This window comes from Pseudomonas imperatae (assembly GCF_057128625.1).
The window spans coordinates 417,644-440,945 of record NZ_JBSKHP010000001.1; the positions used below are offsets into that span (position 1 = coordinate 417,644).

The 23,302-nt window shown below is 64.7% G+C and carries 19 protein-coding genes; 9 read left to right on the forward strand and 10 right to left on the reverse strand.

Annotation, left to right across the window (positions count from 1 at the left end; translation table 11 throughout):
• Positions 1 to 98: 98 nt before the first annotated feature.
• Genes adeC through ACWKWX_RS01980 form a run of 3 tightly spaced genes read right to left on the reverse strand, consistent with a single transcriptional unit; the run spans position 99 to position 5,881 of the window.
• The gene (gene adeC, locus ACWKWX_RS01970) at positions 99 to 1,556 is read right to left on the reverse strand and encodes an AdeC/AdeK/OprM family multidrug efflux complex outer membrane factor (protein ID WP_473004384.1); all 1,458 of its coding nucleotides are present in this window, start codon (positions 1,554 to 1,556) and stop codon (positions 99 to 101) included.
• On the reverse strand, positions 1,553 to 4,726 hold the full coding sequence (locus tag ACWKWX_RS01975) for an efflux RND transporter permease subunit (RefSeq protein WP_416426705.1): 3,174 nt from the start codon (positions 4,724 to 4,726) through the stop codon (positions 1,553 to 1,555). Before ACWKWX_RS01975 ends, adeC begins: the two co-directional genes overlap by 4 nt.
• Before the next feature lie 3 nt (positions 4,727 to 4,729).
• Positions 4,730 to 5,881: an efflux RND transporter periplasmic adaptor subunit gene (locus tag ACWKWX_RS01980; RefSeq protein ID WP_416426704.1), complete on the reverse strand. Its 1,152-nt coding sequence runs from the start codon at positions 5,879 to 5,881 to the stop codon at positions 4,730 to 4,732.
• Positions 5,882 to 6,128: 247 nt separating this feature from the next.
• On the opposite strand from ACWKWX_RS01980, the gene ACWKWX_RS01985 reads away from it, so the two are divergent.
• The 3 genes from ACWKWX_RS01985 to ACWKWX_RS01995 all read left to right on the forward strand — a co-directional run bounded on the left by ACWKWX_RS01985 (position 6,129) and on the right by ACWKWX_RS01995 (position 8,678).
• Entirely contained in the window at positions 6,129 to 6,761 is a 633-nt protein-coding gene (locus tag ACWKWX_RS01985; protein WP_416426702.1) for a TetR family transcriptional regulator, read from the forward strand.
• A gap of 138 nt (positions 6,762 to 6,899) precedes the next feature.
• Complete coding sequence (locus ACWKWX_RS01990; protein WP_483826887.1) at positions 6,900 to 7,784, forward strand: DMT family transporter; 885 nt, start codon at positions 6,900 to 6,902, stop codon at positions 7,782 to 7,784.
• 48 nt (positions 7,785 to 7,832) lie between these two features.
• Complete coding sequence (locus ACWKWX_RS01995; RefSeq protein WP_483826888.1) at positions 7,833 to 8,678, forward strand: cache domain-containing protein; 846 nt, start codon at positions 7,833 to 7,835, stop codon at positions 8,676 to 8,678.
• Between the two features lie 73 nt (positions 8,679 to 8,751).
• On the opposite strand, the gene ACWKWX_RS02000 is transcribed toward ACWKWX_RS01995, so the two are convergent.
• The gene (locus ACWKWX_RS02000; RefSeq protein ID WP_416426696.1) at positions 8,752 to 10,221 is read right to left on the reverse strand and encodes an MDR family MFS transporter; all 1,470 of its coding nucleotides are present in this window, start codon (positions 10,219 to 10,221) and stop codon (positions 8,752 to 8,754) included.
• Between the two features lie 82 nt (positions 10,222 to 10,303).
• Positions 10,304 to 11,488, reverse strand: coding sequence for a 4-hydroxybenzoate 3-monooxygenase (pobA, locus tag ACWKWX_RS02005; protein ID WP_483826889.1), 1,185 nt, complete (start codon positions 11,486 to 11,488; stop codon positions 10,304 to 10,306).
• 183 nt (positions 11,489 to 11,671) lie between these two features.
• Here pobA and ACWKWX_RS02010 point away from each other — a divergent pair, with 183 nt between their 5' ends.
• The gene (locus tag ACWKWX_RS02010; RefSeq protein WP_416426693.1) at positions 11,672 to 12,574 is read left to right on the forward strand and encodes a helix-turn-helix domain-containing protein; all 903 of its coding nucleotides are present in this window, start codon (positions 11,672 to 11,674) and stop codon (positions 12,572 to 12,574) included.
• Here ACWKWX_RS02010 and ACWKWX_RS02015 read toward each other — a convergent pair.
• The gene (locus ACWKWX_RS02015; RefSeq protein ID WP_473004378.1) at positions 12,558 to 12,731 is read right to left on the reverse strand and encodes a hypothetical protein; all 174 of its coding nucleotides are present in this window, start codon (positions 12,729 to 12,731) and stop codon (positions 12,558 to 12,560) included. The two genes, ACWKWX_RS02010 and ACWKWX_RS02015, sit on opposite strands and share 17 nt — an antisense overlap.
• Before the next feature lie 533 nt (positions 12,732 to 13,264).
• Between ACWKWX_RS02015 and ACWKWX_RS02020 the strand changes: the two genes are divergently transcribed.
• A complete protein-coding gene (locus tag ACWKWX_RS02020; RefSeq protein WP_483826890.1) occupies positions 13,265 to 14,695 on the forward strand; it encodes a pyridine nucleotide-disulfide oxidoreductase in 1,431 nt (476 codons plus the stop codon).
• A 234-nt stretch (positions 14,696 to 14,929) separates the two neighbouring features.
• Here the strand turns inward: ACWKWX_RS02020 and ACWKWX_RS02025 are convergent, their stop codons facing one another.
• Positions 14,930 to 15,811 carry a LysR substrate-binding domain-containing protein gene (locus ACWKWX_RS02025; RefSeq protein ID WP_473004376.1) on the reverse strand — a complete coding sequence of 294 codons (882 nt, stop codon included), beginning with the start codon at positions 15,809 to 15,811 and terminating at the stop codon, positions 14,930 to 14,932.
• 116 nt (positions 15,812 to 15,927) lie between these two features.
• On the opposite strand from ACWKWX_RS02025, the gene ACWKWX_RS02030 reads away from it, so the two are divergent.
• Both ACWKWX_RS02030 and ACWKWX_RS02035 read left to right on the forward strand, forming a co-directional pair.
• Positions 15,928 to 17,568, forward strand: a complete 1,641-nt coding sequence (locus ACWKWX_RS02030; RefSeq protein WP_473004375.1) for a 5-guanidino-2-oxopentanoate decarboxylase — start codon at positions 15,928 to 15,930, stop codon at positions 17,566 to 17,568.
• A complete protein-coding gene (locus ACWKWX_RS02035) occupies positions 17,562 to 19,013 on the forward strand; it encodes an aldehyde dehydrogenase family protein (protein ID WP_483826891.1) in 1,452 nt (483 codons plus the stop codon). The genes ACWKWX_RS02030 and ACWKWX_RS02035 overlap by 7 nt, the downstream gene beginning before the upstream one ends.
• Before the next feature lie 15 nt (positions 19,014 to 19,028).
• Here the strand turns inward: ACWKWX_RS02035 and ACWKWX_RS02040 are convergent, their stop codons facing one another.
• Positions 19,029 to 19,958, reverse strand: coding sequence for an AraC family transcriptional regulator (locus tag ACWKWX_RS02040; protein ID WP_416426682.1), 930 nt, complete (start codon positions 19,956 to 19,958; stop codon positions 19,029 to 19,031).
• A gap of 292 nt (positions 19,959 to 20,250) precedes the next feature.
• On the opposite strand from ACWKWX_RS02040, the gene ACWKWX_RS02045 reads away from it, so the two are divergent.
• Positions 20,251 to 20,589 (forward strand): antibiotic biosynthesis monooxygenase family protein, encoded by a 339-nt coding sequence (locus ACWKWX_RS02045; RefSeq protein ID WP_416426680.1) that lies wholly within the window; start codon positions 20,251 to 20,253, stop codon positions 20,587 to 20,589.
• Between the two features lie 187 nt (positions 20,590 to 20,776).
• On the forward strand, positions 20,777 to 21,007 hold the full coding sequence (locus tag ACWKWX_RS02050) for a hypothetical protein (protein ID WP_416426679.1): 231 nt from the start codon (positions 20,777 to 20,779) through the stop codon (positions 21,005 to 21,007).
• Positions 21,008 to 21,011: 4 nt separating this feature from the next.
• On the opposite strand, the gene ACWKWX_RS02055 is transcribed toward ACWKWX_RS02050, so the two are convergent.
• Both ACWKWX_RS02055 and ACWKWX_RS02060 read right to left on the reverse strand, forming a co-directional pair.
• Entirely contained in the window at positions 21,012 to 21,632 is a 621-nt protein-coding gene (locus ACWKWX_RS02055) for a flavin reductase family protein (protein WP_416426677.1), read from the reverse strand.
• A 153-nt stretch (positions 21,633 to 21,785) separates the two neighbouring features.
• The gene (locus tag ACWKWX_RS02060) at positions 21,786 to 23,099 is read right to left on the reverse strand and encodes an MFS transporter (RefSeq protein ID WP_483826892.1); all 1,314 of its coding nucleotides are present in this window, start codon (positions 23,097 to 23,099) and stop codon (positions 21,786 to 21,788) included.
• Positions 23,100 to 23,302: the final 203 nt, after the last annotated feature.

Sequence of the window (23,302 nt, forward strand, 5' to 3'; positions counted from 1 at the left end):
GGACGCGGCCGTTGGCCGCTGCTACGTGAGGAGCGGCGCCTTCCAGGCATGAAAAAGCCCGCCGGGGAGGGCGGGCTTCTGGTGTTGCGGGGCAGCTATCAGCTTTTCGGTGCTTCAGCCTGGTCCTGCTTGGCCTGGGCATCGCCGGTCTGCTGGTACCAGCCACCACCCAGCGCCTTGTACAGGTTGACCTCGCTGGTCAGCTGCGACAGGCGGTCGCTGATGGCCGACTGCTGGGCGCTGAACAGCGAGCGCTGGGCGTCCAGGAAGGTCAGGTTGCTGTCCACGCCGATGCGGTAGCGGCGCTCTGCCAGGCGGTAGTAGTCCTGGTTGGCTTGCACCAGGTCTTTCTGCGCCTGCAGTTGTTCCTTGAAGGTCTTGCGCGCCGCCAGGCCATCGGAGACTTCCTGGAAGGCGGTCTGGATGGATTTTTCGTAGTTGGCGACGTTGATGTCCTTCTGGATCTTCGCGTAGTCCAGGCTGGCCTTCAGGCTGCCGGCGTTGAAGATCGGCAGGTTGATCGAAGGCGCGAAGGTCCAGGCGCCCTGGCCACCCTTGAACAGGTTGCCCAGCTGCGAGCTGGCGCTACCCGCCGAGGCGGTCAGGGTGATGCTTGGGAAGAACGCCGCGCGGGCCGCGCCGATGTTGGCGTTGGCGGCCTTCAGGGCGTGCTCGGCTTCAAGGATGTCCGGGCGACGCTGCAGCAGGTCGGACGGCAGGCCGGCCGGCACTTCGGTCAACAGGTCGCCGTCGAGCGGTTGCGGCTTGGCCAGGTTGGCCGGCAGCGGGCCGCCCAGCAGCAGCACCAGGGCGTTTTCGTCCTGGGCCACCTGGCGTTGGTACTTGCTCAGGCTGACCTTGGCGGTTTCCACCGAGGTGCGCGCCTGGGCCAGGTCCAGCGCCGAGGACACGCCCACTTCGCTGCTGCGCGAGGTCAGCCGGTAGCTTTCCTCGTAGGCCTTGAGGGTGTCTTCGGTCAGCTTCAGCAGGTTTTGGTCGGCCTGCCAGCTGTAGTAGGCGTTGGCCACGCTGGCCACCAGGCTGATCTGCGTGGAGCGGCGGGCTTCCTCGCTGGACAGGTAGGTTTCCAGCGCCTGCTGGCTGAGGCTGCGCACGCGGCCCCAGAGGTCCAGCTCGTACGAGCTGATACCCAGGTTGGCGGTGTACTCGCCACCCACCGCGACCTTGCCGGTAGAGCTCAGGTCGGCCGGGGTGCGGGCACGGGTGCCGGTGGCGTTGGCGCTGACCGCCGGGAACAGGTCCGCACGCTGGATGCGGTACTGCGCTTGGTAGGCCTGCACGTTGAGGATCGCCACTTTCAGGTCACGGTTGTTGACCAGCGATTCCTGGATCAACTGCTGCAACGCCTGGTCGTGGAAGAACTGCTGCCAGCCCTGCTCGGCGGCGGCCATGCTGGCTGCCTGGGCAGGCGAATACGCCTGCCCTTGCGGGTACTGGGCCGGCACAGGCGCGGCCGGCTGCTTGTAATCCGGAATCAGCGAGCAGCCGCTGAGGATGGCCGCGGCGACCGCGATGGACACTAGGGACTTGCTCATTGCCCAGCCTCGTTACGTGGGGTTTGGGTCGATTCGATCGACTCGTGCGACGCGTGCTCATCCTTCTTGCGCTTGTCACCGAACAGCGCTGACACCGACACGAAGAACAGCGGTACCCAGAACAGCGCCAGGGTAGTGGCCGTGATCATGCCGCCGATCACGCCGGTACCGATGGCGTGCTGGCTGCCCGAGCCGGCGCCGTGGGAGATGGCCAGTGGCACAACACCCAGGATGAACGCCAGGGACGTCATGATGATCGGGCGCAGACGCATCCGGCAAGCCTCGATGGCCGCTTCGGTGTAGCTGCGGCCCTGCTCATGCAGTTCCTTGGCGAACTCGACGATCAGAATGGCGTTCTTCGCCGCCAGGCCCACCGTGGTCAACAGGCCCACCTGGAAGTACACGTCGTTGGACAGGCCGCGCAGGCTGGTGGCCAGCAGCGCACCGATGATACCCAGCGGCACCACCAGGATGACCGCGATCGGGATCGACCAGCTTTCATACAAGGCTGCCAGGCAGAGGAACACCATCAGCATGGAAATGGCGTACAGCGCCGGTGCCTGGGAACCCGACAGGCGTTCCTCGTAGCTCAGGCCGGTCCAGGACAGGCCCACGCCTTTGGGCAGCTTGGCGGCAATGCGTTCCACTTCGGCCATGGCCTCACCGGTACTGTAGCCAGGCGCTGGCGAACCGAGGATCTCGATACCTTCCACGCCGTTGTAGCGGGCCAGTTTCGGCGAGCCGTAGATCCACTTGCCGCTGGCGAAGGCCGAGAACGGCACCATGGTGCCGGCGCTGTTGCGCACGTACCACTTGTTCAGGTCTTCAGGGTTCATGCGCGAGTTCGGCTGGCCCTGCACGTACACCTTCTTCACCCGACCGCGGTCGATGAAGTCGTTGACGTAGCTGCCACCCAACGCCACCGACAGGGTGGTGTTGATGTCGGCGATGGTCACGCCCTGGGCGCTGGCGCGTTCGTCGTCGATTTCCAGCTGGAACTGGGGCTCGTCGTTCAGGCCGTTCGGACGGGTCTGCGTGAGGATCTTGCTTTGCGCGGCCATGCCCAGGAACTGGTTGCGCGCTTCCATCAGCTTGTCGTGGCCGATGCCGGCACGGTCCTGCAGGTAAATGTCGAAGCCGGTGGCGTTACCCAGCTCCAGTACCGCAGGCGGTACGAAGGCGAACACCATCGCGTCGCGCAGGCTGAAGAAGTGCTGTTGGGCACGGGCCGACAGTGCGGCAGCGGTGTTGTCGGCGTTACGCTCATCCCACGGCTTGAGCATGATGAAGGCCATGCCCGAGCTCTGGCCGCGGCCGGCGAAGTTGAAGCCGTTCACGGTGAACACCGAGCTTACCGCGCCTTTCTCGTCGTCCAGCAGGTACTTGCGCATGTCGTCGATGACGGTCTGCGTGCGCTGGGCGGTGGAGCCTGGCGGGGTCTGCACCTGGGCAAAGATCACGCCCTGGTCTTCTTCCGGCAGGAACGAGGTAGGGATGCGCGTGAACAGCCACGCCATGCCCACCACGATCAGCACGTAGGCCAGCAGGTACGGCACTTTGCGGCGCAGCACGTGGCCCACGCCAGCTTCGTACTTCTGCACGCCGCTGTCGAAGGTACGGTTGAACCAGTTGAAGAAACGACCGTGCTTGTGGTGATCCTCGCCCTTCTTGATGGGCGCGAGCATGGTGGCGCAAAGCGCCGGGGTGAAGATCAGCGCGACCATTACCGACAGGGCCATGGCCGAGACGATGGTGATGGAGAACTGACGGTAGATCACGCCGGTGGAGCCGCCGAAGAACGCCATCGGCAGCAGTACCGCCGACAGCACCATGGCGATACCCACCAGGGCGCCCTGGATCTGGCCCATGGATTTCTTCGTGGCTTCTTTGGGTGACAGGCCTTCCTCGGCCATCACCCGCTCCACGTTTTCCACCACCACGATGGCGTCGTCCACCAATAGGCCGATCGCCAGCACCATGCCGAACATGGTCAGGGTGTTGATGGTGAAGCCTGCGGCGGCCAGGATACCGAAGGTACCCAGCAGTACCACGGGCACTGTCATCGTGGTGATGATGGTGGCGCGGAAGTTCTGCAGAAACAGGTACATCACCAGGAACACGAGGATGATCGCCTCGACCAGGGTTTCCACCACGTTATGAATCGAGGTGGTGACCACTGGGGTGGTGTCGTACGGGAACACGGCCTTCACGCCAGGCGGGAAGAAGGGTTCCAGGTCGGCGATGGTCTGGCGGATGGCCTTGGCAGTGTCCAGGGCGTTGGCGCCGGTGGCCAGCTTGATGGCCAGGCCGGAGGCCGGAGCACCGTTGAACTGCGCATCGATACTGTAGTTCTCACCGCCCAGGCCCACTTCGGCGACATCGCCTACGCGCACTTGGGAACCGTCGGTGTTGACCTTCAGGAAGATGTTGCGGAACTGCTCGGCCGTCTGCAGGCGGGTCTTGCCGATGATGGTGGCGTTCAGCTCCTGGCCGGCTACCGCAGGCAGGCCGCCCAGCTGGCCGGAGGACACCTGCACGTTCTGCGCCGAGATGGCGGTGGAGACGTCGCCCGGGGTCAGTTGGTACTTGTTCAGCTTGGCCGGGTCGAGCCAGATACGCATGGCGTACTGGGCACCGAACACCTGGAAGTCACCCACGCCCGAGGTACGCGAGATGGGGTCCTGCATGTTGGAGACGATGTAGTTACTCAGGTCGTCCTTGGTCATGCTGTTGTCGGTGGACACCAGGCCCACCACCATCAGGAAGTTCTTCACCGCCTTGGTCACGCGGATACCCTGTTGCTGCACTTCTTGCGGCAGCAGCGGGGTCGCCAGGTTCAGCTTGTTCTGCACCTGGACCTGGGCGATGTCAGGGTTGGTGCCCTGGTTGAAGGTGGCGGTAATGGTCATGCTGCCGTCGGAGTTACTTTCCGAGGCGACATACCGCAGGTTGTCGATACCGTTGAGCTGTTGCTCGATTACCTGCACCACGGTGTCCTGCACGGTCTGTGCAGAGGCGCCTGGGTAGGTTACCTGGATGGCGATGGCCGGTGGCGCGATCGCCGGGTACTGGTTGATCGGCAGGCTGAGGATCGATAGAGCACCGACCAGCATGATCACCAGGGCAATTACCCAGGCGAAAATCGGACGGTCGATAAAGAATTTCGACATGGTTTACTCCCCTTTGCCGCCTGCGGACGCATTGGTGGCGGGGGCAGGGTTCGCAGGTTTGACGTTGGTCGCTTCGGTCGCCTTGACCTCGATGCCTGGCTTGACGTACTGCAGGCCTTCGGTGATCACGCGGTCACCGGCCTTCAGGCCATCTTCCACCAGCCACTGGGTGCCGACGGTGCGGCTGGCTTTCAGCTCACGCAGCTCGACCTTGTTGTCGGCATTCACCACCAGTGCGGTCGGGGTGCCTTTCAGGTCGCGGGTCACGCCTTGTTGCGGCGCCAGGATGGCCTGGGCGGCAACGCCGGCTTCCAGCTGGGCGTGCACGAACATGCCCGGCAGCAGGGTGTGGTCTGGGTTGGCGAACACGGCGCGCAGGGTGACGGAACCGGTGGTTTCGTCGACCGACACTTCCGAGAACTCCAGCTTGCCTTCCTGGGCGTAGGTGCTGCCGTCTTCCAGGGTCAGCTTGACCTTGGCGGCGTTGTCACCGGCCTTCTGCAGGGCGCCGCTGGCCAGTTCGCGGCGCAACTTCAGAATCTCCGCCGAAGACTGGGTCACGTCAACGTAGATTGGGTCCAACTGCTGGATGGTCGCCATGGCGTCGGTCTGGCCGCTGGTGACCAGGGCGCCTTCGGTCACGCCCGAACGGCCGATGCGGCCGGTGATCGGTGCGTAGACCTTGGTGTATTTCATGTTGATCTGCGCAGTCATCAGCGCCGCTTCGTTCTGCAATTGCGTGGAACGGGCGTTGTCGTATTCCTGGCGGCTCACCGCCTGCTCGTTGATCAGCTGCTTGTAGCGATCAGCCAGCGACTTGGATGCCTGCAGGGTGGCCTGGGCGCTAGCCAGGGTGGCCTCGTACACCGACGGGTCGATCTGGTACAGCTGCTGGCCGGCCTTGACGTCCGAGCCTTCGGTGAACAGGCGTTTGAGAATGATGCCATTGACCTGAGGACGGACTTCAGCCACACGGAAGGCAGTGGTGCGGCCCGGCAGTTCGGAGGTCAGTGTGTAGGCTTGTGGTTGCAGGGTTACGACGCCGACCTGAGGAGTTTGTGGGGCGGGGGCCGCCTCTTCCTTTTTACAGCCGCTGAGCAAAGTGGCCAGGGCGACGGCGGAAACCAGAGCGGTAACAGCTGGCTTGAATTGCATGAAGATCCTCGGGTCAGGAGCACTGTGAATGCTCAAGAATAGTGGAATGGCAAAAAAGAGGTGCTACTAGATTAGTAGCTTACTAACGAATATACTTACATTCATGGTTGTTTGTAAACACCCGAAGGTCCCTGAAAACGCCTTACGGGTACGATTCAGCAAGCGCGGTAGCAGGCACACAAACGCCGCACCGTCCCGACCCCGACTGCCGAACACAGCGGGGCCCCCGAAAGAGGTTTTTACTGCCATGGTCCGACGTACTAAAGAGGAAGCCCAGGAGACGCGGAACCAGATTCTGGAAGCTGCCCAGAACGCTTTCTACGAGCGTGGCGTGGCGCGCACCACCCTGGCCGACATCGCGGCGCTGGCGGGCGTGACCCGCGGTGCCATCTATTGGCATTTCAGCAACAAGGCTGACCTGGTGCAGGCGATGCTCGATTCCCTCCATGAACCGTTGGACGAACTGGCGCGGGCCAGTGAGAGTGAAGAGGAACTCGACCCGTTGGGCTGCATGCACAAGTTGCTGGTGCATTTGTTCCAGCAAGTGGCGCTGGACCCCAGCACGCGGCGCATCAACGAGATCATGTTCCATAAATGCGAGTTCACCGACGAGATGTGTGACATTCGGCGCCAGCGTCAAGCTGCCAGCCTGGACTGCAACGTGCGTATCGATTTGTCCCTGCGCAACGCGGTCAACCGCGGGCAGTTGCCCGAAGACCTGGATACCGCTCGCGCCGCGGTGGTCTTGCATGCCTATATTGACGGCATGCTGGGGCAGTGGTTGTTGGTGCCAGATAGTTTTGACCTGAATCAGCAGGCCGAAAAATGGGTTGACGCATGTTTCGATATGCTGCGCCTGAGCCCGGCGCTGCGCAAATGAAAGTGTGATTCCAGTTGTATCAACGTATAAGCTGATAGCAGAATTAATAATTATTGGCTGTGTGCCATTATCCACGTTCAACCTGGGTTTGGATAGTTAGCCGGCTAAGTATTTTCTGTTTTGGCGCCGAGCGTGTGAATGACTTCGCAGACCAACCTGCTGGACCGCAATGACCAGCCCCTCAAGGGCATCGGCCTGATCTGCCTCGCGACACTACTGTTTGCCAGCCACGACGCCTTGTCGAAATTCCTCTCCGGTATCTACCCCATTGTCATGGTGGTATGGGCGCGTTATCTGGTTCATACCTTATTGATGCTGGTGGTATTTGTGCCACGCACTGGCCTTTCCAGCGTTATTCGTACCAAGCGCCCGGGGCTGCAATTGGTCCGCGCCTTGTGCCTGATTGGTACCAGCCTGCTGTTTACCACTGGCCTGCGGTATATCCCGTTGGCCGAGGCCACTTCGGTCAACTTCCTCGCGCCCTTGCTGGTCACTGCCTTGTCCGTGGTGATATTGGGCGAGCGAGTTACCCGCAGCCAATGGTGCGCGGTGCTCACGGGGTTTATCGGCGTATTGATCGTGGTGCGGCCGGGGGGAGACCTGTTTACCCCGGCCATTCTCTACCCGCTCGGTTCAGCGCTGTGTTTCGGCTTCTATCAGCTGATTACGCGCAAACTCAGTGATATCGACAGCCCCACCACCAGCAACTTCCTGGCTGGCATATTCAACACGCTGATCATGTCAGCTTTATTGCCGTTCTTCTGGGTGCGCCCCGATTGGCTGCACGCGCTGTTCATGATCGGCCTGGGCACCTGCGGTATGCTCGGCCACCTGTTGCTGACCCAGGCGTTTCGCCACGCACCGCCGGCCATGCTGGCGCCGTTCAGCTATGGGCAGATCCTGTTCGCCGGCATGTATGGCTTCCTGATCTTCGACCACACCCCCGACAGTTGGGCGCTGACCGGCATCGCGGTCATTTGCCTGAGTGGCCTGGCGGTGGCCTGGGCACAACGCAAACGCTGAATCGGCGGCTACGCTCTGTTGGAATTACAACAACAAGAGGTGTGGCCCATGAAGGATTTCAGGCGCTGGCTGCTGGTGCTGTTGGCGGTGCTGTCGCCGCTGGCGCTGGCCGCGGGCAACGACGATGCCAGGGAGGCGGCAGCCGCCAAGGCGCTGCTGGAAAAGGCCCTGGCCTATTACCACGACAACGGCGACAAGGCCTTCGCCGCGTTCAGCCGCCAGGGGCAGTTCATCGACGGCGACCGCTACGTGTTCGTGGTCGACACCCAAGGCGTGATGCTTGCCAGCGGTGGCCCGTCGGCGGCGCTGATCGGGCGCAACGTCAATGACGTCATCGGCCCCGACCTGCAGCAGGCGTTCAAGCAGGCGGTGAACATCCCCGAGGCCAACGGCATCCAGCAGACCGAATACAAATGGCAGAACTGGCAGGACGGCCGCTTGGAGCGCAAGCGCGTGTTCTACCAGCGCATCGGCAACCGCATCCTTGCCGTGGGCTACTACCTGCCGCGCGCCTCGCCGCAACAGGCCCAGGCCCTGCTGGACAAGGCCGTGGCCGCCATCAAGAGCGACCAGAAACAGACTGTGCAGGACATCAACAACCTCAAGGGTGGCTTCCTGCAGGATGACCTGTACGTGTTCGTCGTCGACCTCAACAGCCACCGCTACGTGGCCCACGGCACCAACCAGCGGCTGGTGGGCGTGGACTTCACCACCGTGCGCGACCCCGACGGCAAGCCGGTGGGCGAGCCGATCCTGGCGCTGATGGCCAAACAGGACAGCGGCGAGTACGACTACCGTTGGCGCAACCCGGTGACCAGCCACGTGGAAGACAAGCACGTGTATGTGCGCAAGGTGGGGCTGGTGATGGTTGCCGTCGGCTATTACAGCCGTTGAGCGCCGGGACGCAGCCTGCGGCAGCTGCTACGCGAATTTACCTGTAGCAGCGGCCGCAGGCCGCGTCGCTCTTTCAGCGCCCGCGCAAGATGGCGTTGGGCATCGCCAGCGCCGCCCCAAGGCCCAGCACCGAGATGGCCGCGCTGCCCAGCAACAACACCCGGAAGGTCTCCAGCAGCTTGCCGCGCAAGGCCTCCTGGGCCGCACCGCTGCTGGCGTGCAGGCTGGCCAGCAAGGCATCGCCCGAGGCGCCATCGGGGCCCAGGTCCAGGCCATGCAGCAACGCCAGCAGCAGCGCTGACATGCACGCCACGCCCATGGCCCCGCCCAGGGAGCGGAACAGGTTAGTGGTGCTGGTGCCCACGCCAATGTCCTTCTGCTGCACCGCGTTCTGCGCGCCCACCAGCGAGGTGGGGAATTGCAGGCCGGCGCCGAAGCCGGTCAGCAGCATGAACGCGCCACTGAGCAGCAGCCAGTCCGGTGGGGTGAAGGCCAGGCCCAGGATACCCAGGGGGATCAGCACCGCGCCGGTGAGGATCACCGGTTTGTAGTAGCCGGTGCGCGCCGTGGTGCGCCCGCCCAGGAAGGCGCCGATGGGCAGGCCGATGGCCAATGGCAGCACGTCCAGTGCCGCGCTGTCGGCGCCGGCACCGGTCACGGTCTGGAAGCGCAGCGGTATCAGCACCGACAGCGAAATGGCCTGGAACGCGGTGAAGAATACCGTGCACCAGCACAGCACCGCCGGGCGAATGGCAAACAGGTGCATGGGCAACAGCGGTTCCGGCGCGCGCCGTTCATGGCGCACGAACAGGCTCAGGGCCACCACTGCCAGCAGCAGCGTGCCCCATACGGGCGCCTCGCCCAGGCCGCGGCCCTGGCCCAGTTCGGTGATGCCCAGCAGCAGCGAGGTGAGGCCGACGATCATCAGCATCGTGCCCAGGTAATCGATCACCGGCTGCCGACGGTTCACCGCCAGGCCGCGCAGCACCTGGCGGGCGTACAACCACGCACCCAGGCCCAGGGGCAGGTTCAGCAGGAAAATCCAGCGCCACGACAGGTACTCGGTCATGTACCCGCCCAGCACCGGGCCGGCGACGCTGGCGGCCGCGTACATGCTGCTGAAGTAGCCCTGGTAGCGCCCGCGTTCGCGGGGCGGCACGAAGTCGCCGATGATCGCCTGGCTCACCGAGACCATGCCGCCGGCGCCGATGCCCTGGATGATCCGCGCCAGCACCAGTTGCTCCATGCTCTGGGCCATGGCGCAGAACAGCGAGGCGCCGGTGAACAGGCCCAGGCCGATGAGGATCATGCGGCGGCGCCCATACAGGTCGCCGAATTTGCCATAGATAGGCACGGCCACGGTCATGGCCACCATGTAGCCGGAGATGACCCAGGCCAGCAGGTTTACGTCATGGAACTGGGCGGAAATGGCCGGCATCGACACGGCGACGATGGTCTGGTCGAGGGCGCCGAGGAAAATCGCCAGCATCAACGAGATGAGGATGCTGCGCAGGGCAGGTTGGGGGTGGTTGAGGTTGGTCACGGGGCAGGCCTGCAAGGCAGAGAAACCCCGGCAGCACCGGGGGGAAAGTCCCCCCAGTCTACTAGATAGCTAGCTATGTGTTCTATTCGATTGTTTCATAGGGCAAACCAACGTAGTTCTCGGCGATGGTCTTGCGCCCGGCCTCGGAGCCTACGTAGTAGTCCAGTTCGGTCTGCTGGATGCGCTGGCTGAAGTCGTCGGTGTCGGGGAATTTGTGCAGCACCGAGGTCATCCACCAGCTGAAGCGCTCGGCCTTCCATACCCGGCGCAGGCAGACTTCCGAGTACTTGGCCAGCAGGTCGGTGCGGCCTTCGCCGTAGACCTTGCACAGGATGTCGAACAGCGTGCTGACGTCGCTGGCCGCCAGGTTCAGGCCCTTGGCGCCGGTGGGCGGGACGATGTGCGCGGCGTCGCCGACCAGGAACATGCGCCCGTACTGCATGGGCTCCACCACGAAGCTGCGCAGCGGCGCGATGCTCTTCTCGATGGACGGGCCAGTCACCAGGCGCTCGGCGAGGTCCGCAGGCAGGCGGGCCTTGAGTTCGTTCCAGAAGCGCTCGTCGGACCAGTCCTCGACCTTCTCCTCGGCGCTCACCTGCACATAGTAACGGGTGCGGGTTTCCGAGCGCATGCTGCACAGGGCGAAGCCGCGTTCGTGGTTGGCGTACACCAGCTCTTCGTTGACTGGCGGCGTGTCGGCGAGGATGCCCAGCCAGCCGAACGGGTAGACGCGTTCGAAGGTCTTGATCGAGTCGGCCGGGATGGCTTGCCGCGCCACGCCGTGGAAGCCGTCGCAGCCGGCGATGTAGTCGCAGTCCAGGCGGTGCACCTGGCCGTCTTTCTCGTAAGTGAGGTACGGCGCCTCGCCCTTCATGTCGTGGGGGCGTACGTTGCTGGCATCGTAGACGGTCTGCGCGCCGCAGGCCTGGCGGGCAGCCATCAGGTCGCGGGTGACTTCGGTCTGGCCGTAGATCATCACGGTCTTGCCGCCGGTCAGGGTCTTGAGGTCGATGTGCGCGCGGCGGCCATTGAACGCCAGTTCGAAGCCGGTGTGCACCAGGCCTTCGGCGTCCATGCGGGCGCTGACACCGGCCTTGCGCAGCAGGTCGACCATGCCTTGTTCCAGCACGCCGGCGCGGATGCGGCTGAGCACGTAGTCGGGGGATTGGCGTTCGACAATCACGTTGTCGATGCCGGCCTTGTGCAGCAATTGGCCGAGCAGGAGGCCGGAGGGACCGGCGCCGATAATGGCGACTTGAGTCTTCATTGTTATCATCCCAGGCAAGGTTCGCAGGGCCCGAGGGCGGCTTGCGAAGTGTTTTTATGATTGGAGTGCCTGCATTTTTCGCTTCAAACGCCGGGTCAGGAAGGTGAAAACCGCGCGTTATTTTGTACTTTTCGCTAATCGGTGCGATTATCGAGTGAAATTCGCGTCCTGGAGTGCGTCACGATGTCACGGCCTGCCGCGCCACCCATTCCGGTGTTCAAGCTCTACGGCGAGGGCCAGGACTGGCTGACCCCCGACCTGCTGCACTGCGAGACCATCCCCAAGCGCAGCCGCCTGTACCACTGGGAAATCCAGCCGCACCGCCACGCCGACCTGTGCCAGCTGCTGTACGTACACGCCGGCCAGGCCGAGATCGAGGTGGAGGGCCAGCGCCGGCTGATTGCCGAGTCGACCCTGCAGGTGGTGCCGCCACTGTTCGTCCACGGCTTTCGCTTTTCCGAGGACATCGACGGCCACGTCATCACCCTCGCCGCACCGCTGGTCAGTGAGCTGAAAACCTTGCTGGGCGCCGCGGGCGAGGTGCTGATGGCGCCGGCCACCTTCGCCGCCGGCGCGGACCGCGACTACCTCAACACCCTGGTGTCGGCCGTGCAGCGCGAGTACGCCGAGGACCATCCAGGCCGGGATTTGGCCCTGCACTCGTTGATCAACATGATTGTGGTGTGGGTCAGCCGCCAGATGATCCAGCGCAGCCGCGCCGGGCAGACGGTGGAGCGGGGGCGGGAGTATTTCAACGGTTTCACGCGGCTGGTGGAAACGCGGTTTCGCCAGCAGCCCAGCGTCGAGGCGCTGGCCCATGCCGCCGGGCTGTCAGTGGCCCACCTCAACAACGTGTGCCGGGAACTGGCCGGGCAATCGGCGCTACAGATCATTCACCAGCGGCTGTTGCTGGAAGCCAAGCGCAACCTGATCTACACCAGCATGACGGTCAGCCAGGTGTCGGACAGCCTGGGCTTCGCCGACCCGGCGTATTTCTCACGCTTCTTCCGCCGCCTGGCGGGCGTGTCGCCGAGGGCGTTTCGCCTGGCGGGCAGCCTGCCGGCCGAACTCAGCGCATCGCGTTGAAGTTGCCCGAGTGGGGCAGGCACATGGTGTCGCTGCAACTGAGCTCGATGCGCGGGACGTTGCGCGCCTCTTCCACTCGCCAGGCTGCCGTGGCGTAGAGCGCGGCGGCGAGGATGATCAGCAGAGTCATCAGGTAGTTTCTTGTTGTAATGATCATTGCACTCACCTTTGCCATGAAGGGAGGGGGTATGCATCAATCAGTCTAGATCAAGGTTCAAGGCGGTGCCCGGCGTCTACACAAAGTACGTTTACGTGTAAAGGCTGATACGGACTAATTTGCTATCAGGAACCATCTTTTTACTTCTAAAAAGAATCTTGTAAATTAAAATCGACCACAAAACAAACAGTTATATGATCCAATAACTCATCTGTGAATGTGTTACTTTAAATTGACACGTGTGGTCCAACTCTGGAACTATCGACTCATGGCTATGGGCCTTCTCTGGTAGCCATCCAGTAGTGCATTGTTTCTCGAAACCCGCGTCCCAACTGATCCCAGAGCGTTTCTGTGCGGTAGCTTTGACCCGCGCGCCAGGGCTCGATCGCTGCAACTTCTCATACCTTTGGACACGCCCTTTGCCGTCAGCACTTTGACGGGTGGCCGGCGTTCGTCCGCTTTTTATCAACAATAAGCTCCCTCAACGGAAGCATGCGCGCGCCTGGCGCCGTCCCATGCAAAGGGGTCACATCATGTATGGAAAATACCTGGAAACTTCCACCGGCTGCGTAGTGGGTGGCGCCGGGCCTGCGGGCATGGGGCTGCTATTCAATGCCGTGCGCACTGGAACCATTGCTGAACTGGCGCAATATGGGTTGATTATCGTCGATGCCAGCGCCACGCCTGGCATTGGGCGCCTGGGGGAATATCAAATCACCGCCAACTCGGTGGGTGACGTGTTCCTGGACTGCCTGCGCGACCCGGCGATGGCTGAAGTGTTCGCGCCGCTGCAGGCCTCGCCGGCGTACTGGCGTATCCGCGACCAGGCCCAGGAGGCACCGCTGCTGTCGCAGGTGGGTGAACTGCTGCTGGAAGCCTCGCAGCTGGTGCTCGATCACATCGTGGCGCGCTACAGCGTGCAATTGTGGAGCGAGACACTGATCACCGAGGTGTTCCACGACCGTGATGAGTATCACATCTGGGTGGAACACCGCGGCCAGAAACAGTGCATCCGCAGCCACGCGCTGGTGCTCAACCTGGGCGGGCGCCAGGATCCGCACAATCTGCTCAACGGCCTTGCGGCCCAAGGCCTGGCGTTGCCGCCGGCCAGGGCGATCCACAGCGCCGACAGCCTGTTGCGGCTGACGCCCCGGGCGCTGCGCGCCACCTTTGCCACGACGGTGGCCCAGGGCGGTAGTTTCAGCGTGATCGGTGGCTCCCACAGCGCCTTCTCGATGCTGGAAAACATCGCCGTGGCACTGGAACCGCTGGGCCTTGCGCAGGTGAACCTGATCCATCGCTCGTCCATCCGGCTGTTCTACGAGAGCGTCGAGCAAGCGCGGGCCAACGGCTACGCGTTTGATCCGGTCGCGGACGTGTGCCCGATTTCCGGCCGGGTCAACCGTTCCGGTGGCCTGCGCTACCGGGCCCTGGCCGTGGGCCGGGAAGTGCTGGAGCGCGGCGTGGTAGGTGGCACTTCGGTGCGTGCCCGGCTGCTGCAGACCGACGGCAGTGACGTGGAACAGATGCGCGCAGCCAGTGAAGTGCTGCGCACTGCTGCGGTGGTGATGCAATGCACCGGTTACCAACCGCTGCTGCCACAGCTGCGGCGCATGGATGGCACCGCCATCGAGCTGCGCCAGGTGACCGGGGGCCTGGACTCTGACCCCAGCGGCTGCCCGTGCGACCAGGGTGGGCGGCGGCTGCACGGGCTGCACCTGTTCGGGCTGGGCTCGGGGCTGGGTGTCGACCCGCTGCTGGGCAGTGAACCGTCGTTCAGCGGGCGCATCTACGGCGTCTGGCAATTCCACCATGACGCCAGCCGCGTGGTGATCGATGCGGTGCTGCAGCGCCTGGCCGACCTCGCCAGCCCACCGGCGACGGTGGTGCATGCACAGTTGGAAATGGTCAGTGGCTGGCCCGAGCGGTCGTCGGGCAGTGATTGGGCAGAAGCGGCATCGTGACAACCAAGGGCGAACCCAACCGGGTTCGCCCTTTTTTTTGCCCGTAGCAGCTGCCGCAGGCGGCGTCCGGCCCCGCTGCGGTAAGCGTGAAAGATCGCGTTGCCCGGGACGCGGCCTGCGGCCGCTGCTACAGGTGCGGTGTGCACAGGATTTCGCGTAGCAGCTGCCGCAGGCGGCGTCCGGGGCCGCCGCGGTAAGCCTGAAAGAACGCGGGGGTACGGGGAGGCGGGGGCCTCAGCGCAGGCTTGCCTGGCGCGCCAGCCAGTCGATGAACGCCAGCGTGCCTTCGCTGGCGGTGCTGCGCGGCGGCTGCACCAGGTAGTAGGCCAAGCCGGTGCGCACTTTCAGCTCGAAGGGCATGGCCAGCCGCTGCTGGGCCAGGTCCTCGGCAATCAGCGACCAGTCGCCGATGGCCACGCCGGTGCCCTGGGTGGCCACCGACATCGCCAGGTCCAGGGTCTCGAAATGCTGGCCCTGGCTGAGGTTGGGCAGGCTCACGCCGGCACCCGCCAGCCAGGTCTCCCAGTCTTCTTCGTCACGCGTAGGGTGCAGCAGCATGTGCTGCGCCAGGTCCTCGGGCTGGCTGAGCGGCAGCGGGCCGGCCAGCAGCGCGGGGGCGCACACGGGCGTCAGCTGTTCGTCGAACAGGTGCCGCGGTTTTTGCCCGGCCGCCGGTTCCGGGCCGTAGATGATGGCCGCCTCGAAGCTCTCGTGGCGGAAATCCACGCCATGTTGCACCGTAGTGGTCAGCTCCACGGGAATGTCCGGGCGTTCGGCCTGCCAGCGCATCAGCCGTGGCCACAGCCAGCGCATCACGCAGGTGGGCGCCTTGAGTTGCAGGGCCTGGCGCTGGCCGCTGGCAGCCTGCACAGCTTCCTCGATCAGGCCGAACACCTGCTGGATCCGCGGGAACAGCTCGCGGCCCTGCTGGGTCAGGCTTAACCCGCGCGCCTGGCGCATGAACAGCGGGTAGCCCAGGTGGCTTTCCAGCCCGGCAATCTGCCGGCTGACCGCGCCCTGGGTGATGTGCAACTGCTGGGCGGCGCGGGTGAAGTTGCAGCATTGGGCGGTGACCAGGAAGGTGTGCAGCGCGGGCAACGGGGGCAGGCGTTTCATCAGCTTCAGCCATGATCTGGGGACATGGCTAGTATGACTATATTTGCCTTGTGCATACCAGCCGCCAACCGCTGAAATGCCGCCTGTTTGCAGAACAATCAACAGGCGGTGAAACAATGGCGACGTGCGGCGAAGTGTTGGTCAAACTCCTCGAAGGCTATGGCGTGGAACAGGTCTTCGGTATTCCGGGCGTGCATACCGTGGAGCTGTACCGCGGGCTGGCGCGCTCGCCCATCGAGCACGTCACGCCACGCCACGAGCAGGGCGCCGGTTTCATGGCCGACGGCTACGCCCGCACCCGCGGCAAGCCGGGCGTGTGCTTTATCATCACCGGGCCGGGGATGACCAATATCACCACGGCCATGGGCCAGGCCTATGCCGACTCCATTCCCATGCTGGTGATTTCCAGCGTGCAGGCCCGCGGGCAGCTGGGTGGCGGCCGCGGCAAGCTGCACGAACTGCCGAACCAGAGCGCGTTGGTGGCCGGGGTCTGCGCGTTCTCGCACACGCTGATGGCGGCCGCCGACCTACCGGCCGTGCTGGCGCGCGCCTTCGCCGTGTTCGACGGCGCCCGGCCGCGCCCCGTGCATATCGAAATCCCCTTGGATGTGCTGGTGGAAGACGCCGACGCCTTGCTGGCCAGCGAGCCGGTGCGGGTGCAGCGCGCCGGTGCCGCGCCCCAAGCCGTGGCCCAGATGGCGCAGTGGCTGCGCCAGGCCCGGCGGCCATTGATTCTGGCCGGCGGTGGTGCCATCGATGCCGCGCCAGCGCTGACATTGCTGGCCGAACGCCTGCAGGCGCCCGTGGCGCTGACCATCAACGCCAAGGGCCTGCTGCCCGCCGCGCACCCGCTGCAGATCGGCTCCACCCAGTCGCTGCCCGCCACCCGTGCGCTGATCGACGAGGCCGACGTGGTGCTGGCCATCGGCACCGAACTGGCGGAGACCGACTACGACATCACCTTCAAGGGCGCCTTCCGCATTCCCGGCACCCTGCTGCGGGTGGACATCGACCCCGACCAGACCGTGCGCAACTTCCTGCCCAAGGTGGCCCTGGTCGCCGACGCCAGCAGCGCCGCCCAAGCCTTGCTGGCCGCCTTGGACGTTGGCTTCCTGCCACCGCGCGAGCCGCAGTGGGGCGCCGCCCGCGCCAGCCAGCTGCGTGCCACCCTGGCCGCGGAATGGGACGCGCCTACCCGCGCCCAGACGTTGATGCTCGACACCCTGCTGGAGGTGTTGCCCGATGCGGTGCTGGTCGGCGATTCCACCCAGCCGGTGTACACCGGCAACCTGACCCTGGACATGGACCACCCACGCCGCTGGTTCAACGCCTCCACCGGCTACGGCACCCTGGGTTATGCCTTGCCGGCGGCCATGGGCGCCTGGCTGGGCGGCGCGGGCAAGCGCGAGCTGCGGCCGCCGGTGGTGTGCCTGATCGGCGACGGCGGCGTGCAGTTCACCCTGCCGGAGCTGGCCAGCGCCGTGGAAGCGCGCATCCCGGTGATCGTGCTGCTGTGGAATAACCAGGGTTATGAGGAGATCAAGAAGTACATGGTCAACCGCGCCATCGAGCCGGTGGGCGTCGATATCCATACCCCCGACTTCATCGCCATCGCCCGCGCCATGGGCTGCCACGCCCAGGCCGCCAGCAATGTGCAGGCCCTGCGCGAGGCGCTGCATGGCGCCGTGGAGCGCAACGTGCCGACCCTGATCGAAATTGACCAAACTACCTGGATGAGCGAATTCCACCCATGCTGACTTTCCCGCAGAACCTGGCCGGCCTGTACATCGACGGCCAGTGGAGCCACGGGCCCCAGGCCCTGAGCGTCATCAACCCGGCTACCGAAGCCGTACTGGCCCAGGTGGACGGCGCCGATGAAGGCGCGGTCGACCTGGCGGTGGCCGCCGCCCACCGCGCCTTCCGCCAATGGTCCACGACCTCGGGCAGCGAGCGCGCCGGCTACCTGCGCGCCATCGCTGCCGGGGTGACCGCCCAGCGCGAACGCCTGGTGCAATTGCAAGCCTGCAACAACGGCAAGCCGCTGTTCGAGGCTGGCATCGACGTGGACGACGTGATCGCCACCTTCACCTACTACGCCGAACTGGCCGACGGCCTCGACGCGCGGCTGGACAGCCCCGTGCCGCTGCCCACCGACGAATTCAGCGCCCGCGTGCGCCGCGAGCCGTGCGGCGTGGTCGGGCTGATCGTGCCGTGGAACTTCCCCATGGTCACCACTGCGTGGAAGCTGGCGCCGGCCCTGGCCGCCGGTTGCTGCGTGGTGCTGAAACCCTCGGAGGTCACGCCGCTGGCCGAACTGGAACTGGCGCGCATCATCGCCGCTTGCGGCCTGCCCCAGGGGGTGTTCAACCTGGTGTGCGGCACCGGCCTGGCGGTGGGTGCGCCCATGGCGGCCCATCGGCGTATCGCCAAGATCTCCTTCACCGGCAGCAACGCCGTGGGCGTGCAGGTGATGCAACGCGCCGCCGAGACCGTGAAGGGCGTCAGCCTGGAACTGGGCGGCAAGTCAGCCTTGCTGGTGCTGGAAGACGCCGACCTGCAACTGGCCGTGGAGCTGGCCAGCGGTGGCGGCTATTTCAACGCCGGGCAGATGTGCTCGGCCACCAGCCGCGTGTTGGTAGCGCGGCCTCTGTACGCCGAGTTCGTGCAGCGCCTGCAGGCCCGCGCCGAAGCCATCGTCCAGGGCGACCCCTTCGAGCCGGGCACCGAGATGGGCGCGCTGGTGAACCGCGTGCAGTACCAGCGGGTGTTGGGTCATATCGAGGCCGGCATCGAAGCGGGGGCCACGCTGGTTACCGGTGGCTCGCGGCCGGGCAACCTGCCAACCGGGTTTTTCGTGGCACCCACGGTGTTCACCGACGTGCCGCTGGACAGCGCCCTGTGGACCGAGGAAATCTTCGGCCCGGTGCTGTGCGTGCGGGCGTTCGACAGCGAGGCCGAAGCCATTGCCCTGGCCAACGACAGCGACTTCGGCCTGGTGGCCAGTGTGGTCAGCGCTGACGTGGCGCGTGCCGAGCAGGTGGCCAACGCCCTGCAGGCCGGGTTGGTGTGGGTCAACGCGCCGCAGGTGATCTTCCCGCAGACCGCCTGGGGCGGCTACAAGCAGAGCAGCCTGGGCCGCGAGCTGGGGCCGTGGGGCTTGCAGGCGTTCCAGGAGATCAAGCACGTGGTGCGCGCCATGTGATCCAGCTGGCCCGGCTCACACCGTCATGCGCAGGCGCTGCAGGTCGCGCGCCGGCGGGGCGCCGAACAGCCGGCTGTACTCGCGGCTGAACTGCGAGGCGCTTTCGTAGCCCACGCGGTAGCCGGCGGCGCAGGCGTCGAGGCCGTCGGTGAGCATCAGCCGGCGGGCCTCCTGCAGGCGCAGCAGTTTCTGGTACTGCAGCGGGCTCATGGAGGTCATGGCCTTGAAGCGGTGGTGCAGGGTGGACACGCTCAGGTTCACCTCGCGGGCCAGGTCTTCCATGCGCAGCGGGTGATCGAAATGGCTGTTCAGCCAGTCGATGGCCTGGGTCACCCGGTGCATCTGGCTGTTGCTCACGGCAATCTCGTACAGCCGGTGGCCCTGGGGGCTGCGCAGCAGGCGATAAAGAATTTCCCGACGCACCAGCGGCGCCAGCATGGCGATGTCCCGCGGCGTATCCAGCAGTCGCACCAGGCGGACCACGGCGTCGAGCAGGGGCGCATCCAGTTGTTCCACGTACAGGCCGCGCTCGGTGGGCCGCGCCGGCACGCCGGTGGGGCCGGCGGCGGCAATCAGCGCGTTGATTTCGCCGGGGTCGATGTCCAGCCGCAACGACAGGCACGGGCTCTGTGGCGACGCTTCCAGGATCGCGCCGCTGACCGGCATGGCCACCGACACCACCATGTAATTCAGCGGGTCATACAGGTAGTCCTCATCGCCCAGGCGCACGCGCTTGCTGCCATTGGCCAGGATGCACAGGGCCGGGCGCATCAGTTGCGGGAACGACTGGCTGCACTGCTCCGAACGGCTGAGGAACAGCGCCGGTATGGCGGATTCAAAGCTGCCGTTGCCGGCGATGTGGCGGTCGATCAGGTCGGCGAGGGTGGCGCGCTGGCTTTCCATGAAAGGGTCCAGCTGCGCGTGGAGACGCTCGAAATCGGTCATGGCGAAGCCTCGGTAGGCGAATGCGTCGAGGATAGTTTTGTGCAAGCGCCGGGGCCAGTCCAATCCTGCGCCATGCTTGCCTGATCCTGCCGATGTTGCCGAACGGGCCAGCGGCCATGGGCCTGGCTGCTGGCGGCCATTGGTCCGGTTGCAGCGGGCGGCTGCCTGGGTGTTGTTGCACCCCGGCAGGATCAGGCAAGGCTGGAGCAGGAATCGACTAACGCTGGCTGGCGGCAGCGCTTAATCTCTGTTGCCGTACCACCAGTATCAGCCGACTACGGAGAAACGTCCCATGTCATTACCCACCCCCGTCAGCCATTGCGCTTTCATTCGGGCCCGCGCCGGGCGTTCCGCCGAACTGGGCCAGCGGCTGGAACGCTTGCTGGCGCCCTCGCGCCACACCCCGGGCTGCCTGCACTTTGCCCTGCAGCACTCCCAGTGCGACGAAGACCTGTGGCTGATCAGCGGTTTCTGGGCCAGCCAGCAGGCCATGGCCATCTGGTTCGATTCGCCGGTGATGCAGGTGTTCGATGCGCTGGTGAACGACATGCTGGTCACCAGCCTGGACTTCCATACCTTCAGCGACGTCGACAGCCGCAGCACCTGTGCAGTGCACAAACTCGCCAGCTGAAGCGCCAGGCCCTGTATGAAATGCATCCCAGCTCGGCCATGCTGCGTTGAAAACAGGCTCGGAATGCTCATTTACAACTCGTAAACTCCGCTTCCTCGCCTGTTTTCGCCTTGCCTGGCCTTCGCTGGAATACATTTCATACAGGACCTAGAATGCCCGGCTTCGATAAAACGCCGGGGCACTGAGAATGGCACGCAAAGAGTTTCAACACTTCGAGGCCGTTTCGGCCGTGGTTCCGGGCGAGGGTGGCTATAGCGCAGCCATTGCCGTGAAGGCGCTGGGCGCCGGTGGCGCGCCGCGCTTCCACAAGATCTTGCCAGGCAGCACCTTCGCTACCGCCATGACCGCTGACCAGGCTGCCTGCGACGAGCTGGAAAAACTCGCCGACGTGGACACCGACGGCGAGCTGGTCTGGTAACGGCCTACTGCGGCCGGTACATCTTGAACAGGGCCTCGGGGCCCAGCTGGAAGTAGTCGGCGGGGCCGCCGCCACGCAGGATCGGCTGGGCGGCGGCGGTGTCGTAGATACCGTCCTTGAGCAGCCATTTGGCGATGTGCACGGCCACCACTTCACCCAGGATCAGCCAGCTGGGCACCACCTGCTTGTCGGCCCGTTGCAGCTGGATGATCTGCGTGACCTTGCACTCGAACGATACCGGGCTTTCCTGCACCCGCGGCACCGCGATCACCTTCGACGCCACTGGCGTCAGGCCGCTCAGGCTGAACTCGTCGACTTCTGGCGCCACCGCCGCGCAGCTCTGGTTCATCTGCTCGGCCAGCGGCCGGGTGGCCAGGTTCCAGGCGAACTCGCCGGTCTTCTCGATGTTGTTGAGGCTGTCCTTGCGGCCCACGCTGGAGAACCCGATGATCGGCGGGATGTAGTTGAAGGCGTTGAAGAAGCTGTAGGGCGCCAGGTTCAGGCGCCCCTGCTCGTCGTGGGACGAGATCCAGCCGATGGGCCGCGGCCCGACGATGGCGTTGAACGGATCGTGGGGCAGGCCGTGGCCCTGGGAAGGTTCGTAGTAGTGGATATCGTCGGGCATTGCACGATCCTGGTGGGCAAAGATGTCAGTGTGCCGCCGACAGGACGCGCCACGCAACCGTAGCCGCTGCCGCAGGCTGCGCTGGCCCTGCGGTTCACTGAGAATCTACAGCGAGGCACAGGGCCAGAGCAGCCTGGCGGCAGCGGCTACAGGTCAATCGGTTTCGATGCGCGAATGGGTGCGGGTGTCCTTCATGAACACGTACACCAGCAGCGAACAGGCGATGCACGCCGTCACATACCAGTAGTAGCCGCTTTCCATGCCGATGCTCTTGAACCACAGGGCGATGAACTCGGCGGTGCCGCCGAATATCGAGACCGTCAGCGCATAGGGCAGGCCCACGCCCAGCGCGCGAATTTCGGTGGGGAACAGCTCGGCCTTCACCACCGCGTTGATCGAGGTGTAGCCGCTGACGATGATCAGCGCCGCCATGATCAGGAAGAACGCGCCCCACCAGGTTTCAATGGCGTGCAGGGTGGTGAGGATCGGCACGGTGCACAGGGTGCCCAGCACACCGAAGGCGATCAGGATGGGCCGGCGGCCGATCTTGTCCGACAGCGCGCCGATCACCGGTTGCAGGCACATGAACAGGAACAGCGTGGCGGCCGAGATCATCGTCGAGTCGGTCTTGCTCATGCCCACGGTGTTCACCAGGTACTTCTGCATGTACGTGGTGTAGGTGTAGAACGCCAGGGTGCCGCCCATGGTCAGGCCGACCACGGTCAGCAGTTCCTTGGGATGACGCATCAGCGTGCGCATCAGGCTTTCCTTGGGCGCTTCCTTCTTCTGGCTGAACGAGGCGGTTTCTTCCATGCCCCGGCGCAGCCACAGGGCGACTACCGCGCACAGCGCGCCGATCACGAAAGGCACGCGCCAGCCCCAGGCCAGCAGTTGCTCCTCGGTGAGGGTCTGTTGCAGCACGATCAGCACGGCCAGGGCGATGAGCTGGCCCGAGATCAGGGTCACGTACTGGAAGCTGGAGAAGAACCCGCGGCGCTCCTTGGTGGCCATCTCGCTGAGGTAGGTGGCGGAGGTGCCGTACTCGCCGCCCACCGACAGGCCCTGCAACAGGCGTGCGAACACCAGCAATATCGGCGCGCCGACGCCGATGGTTTCGTAGCCGGGGGTGAGGGCAATGATCAGCGAGCCGAAGCACATCAACAGCACCGAGGCCATCAGCGCCGCCTTGCGGCCCTTGCGGTCGGCGTACAGGCCCATCAGCCAGCCGCCGATGGGGCGCATCAGGAAGCCCACGGCGAAGATCGCGGCGGTGTTGAGCAGTTGCGCGGTGAGGTCGTTCTTGGGGAAGAACACCTGGGCGAAGTACAGGGAAAACGCGGCGTACACGTACCAGTCGTACCACTCGACCATATTGCCCACCGAGCCGCTGAAGATCGACTTCAGCCGGCTGGAGGTGGTTTTCGGGGCGGCCTGCGCGCCTGCGGGCAGGCTGGGGGAGATTTCCATGCTGGTTCCTTCTCGTTGTTGTTGTATGGCAGCGAACAGCGTGCCTTGGGAAGGGACATAGCAGGGGGCGTGCCAGGTTGCAGAGGCTTGGTCTAGAGGGGTTGAGCGTGCGTCTTAAGCAAAATTCCGCCGATTGACCACCCGCCTATAAGCGGATTTCCGCTGATCCGAACACCGCGTCGCCTGCATCGCGACTAAAGTCG

What these genes read in the sequence shown, in the direction of transcription:
- ACWKWX_RS01985 (WP_416426702.1), top strand. Translation starts at nt 6,129, where the DNA reads ATGGTCCGACGTACTAAAGAGGAAGCCCAGGAGACGCGGAACCAGATT.
- ACWKWX_RS02045 (WP_416426680.1), top strand. Translation starts at nt 20,251, where the DNA reads ATGTCATTACCCACCCCCGTCAGCCATTGCGCTTTCATTCGGGCCCGC.
- ACWKWX_RS02020 (WP_483826890.1), top strand. Translation starts at nt 13,265, where the DNA reads ATGTATGGAAAATACCTGGAAACTTCCACCGGCTGCGTAGTGGGTGGC.
- ACWKWX_RS02030 (WP_473004375.1), top strand. Translation starts at nt 15,928, where the DNA reads ATGGCGACGTGCGGCGAAGTGTTGGTCAAACTCCTCGAAGGCTATGGC.
- ACWKWX_RS01975 (WP_416426705.1), bottom strand. Translation starts at nt 4,726, where the DNA reads ATGTCGAAATTCTTTATCGACCGTCCGATTTTCGCCTGGGTAATTGCC.
- ACWKWX_RS02055 (WP_416426677.1), bottom strand. Translation starts at nt 21,632, where the DNA reads ATGCCCGACGATATCCACTACTACGAACCTTCCCAGGGCCACGGCCTG.
- ACWKWX_RS02025 (WP_473004376.1), bottom strand. Translation starts at nt 15,811, where the DNA reads ATGAAACGCCTGCCCCCGTTGCCCGCGCTGCACACCTTCCTGGTCACC.
- ACWKWX_RS01980 (WP_416426704.1), bottom strand. Translation starts at nt 5,881, where the DNA reads ATGCAATTCAAGCCAGCTGTTACCGCTCTGGTTTCCGCCGTCGCCCTG.
- ACWKWX_RS01990 (WP_483826887.1), top strand. Translation starts at nt 6,900, where the DNA reads ATGACTTCGCAGACCAACCTGCTGGACCGCAATGACCAGCCCCTCAAG.
- ACWKWX_RS02040 (WP_416426682.1), bottom strand. Translation starts at nt 19,958, where the DNA reads ATGACCGATTTCGAGCGTCTCCACGCGCAGCTGGACCCTTTCATGGAA.
- ACWKWX_RS02035 (WP_483826891.1), top strand. Translation starts at nt 17,562, where the DNA reads ATGCTGACTTTCCCGCAGAACCTGGCCGGCCTGTACATCGACGGCCAG.
- ACWKWX_RS02010 (WP_416426693.1), top strand. Translation starts at nt 11,672, where the DNA reads ATGTCACGGCCTGCCGCGCCACCCATTCCGGTGTTCAAGCTCTACGGC.
- pobA (WP_483826889.1), bottom strand. Translation starts at nt 11,488, where the DNA reads ATGAAGACTCAAGTCGCCATTATCGGCGCCGGTCCCTCCGGCCTCCTG.
- ACWKWX_RS01995 (WP_483826888.1), top strand. Translation starts at nt 7,833, where the DNA reads ATGAAGGATTTCAGGCGCTGGCTGCTGGTGCTGTTGGCGGTGCTGTCG.
- adeC (WP_473004384.1), bottom strand. Translation starts at nt 1,556, where the DNA reads ATGAGCAAGTCCCTAGTGTCCATCGCGGTCGCCGCGGCCATCCTCAGC.
- ACWKWX_RS02060 (WP_483826892.1), bottom strand. Translation starts at nt 23,099, where the DNA reads ATGGAAATCTCCCCCAGCCTGCCCGCAGGCGCGCAGGCCGCCCCGAAA.
- ACWKWX_RS02050 (WP_416426679.1), top strand. Translation starts at nt 20,777, where the DNA reads ATGGCACGCAAAGAGTTTCAACACTTCGAGGCCGTTTCGGCCGTGGTT.
- ACWKWX_RS02015 (WP_473004378.1), bottom strand. Translation starts at nt 12,731, where the DNA reads ATGATCATTACAACAAGAAACTACCTGATGACTCTGCTGATCATCCTC.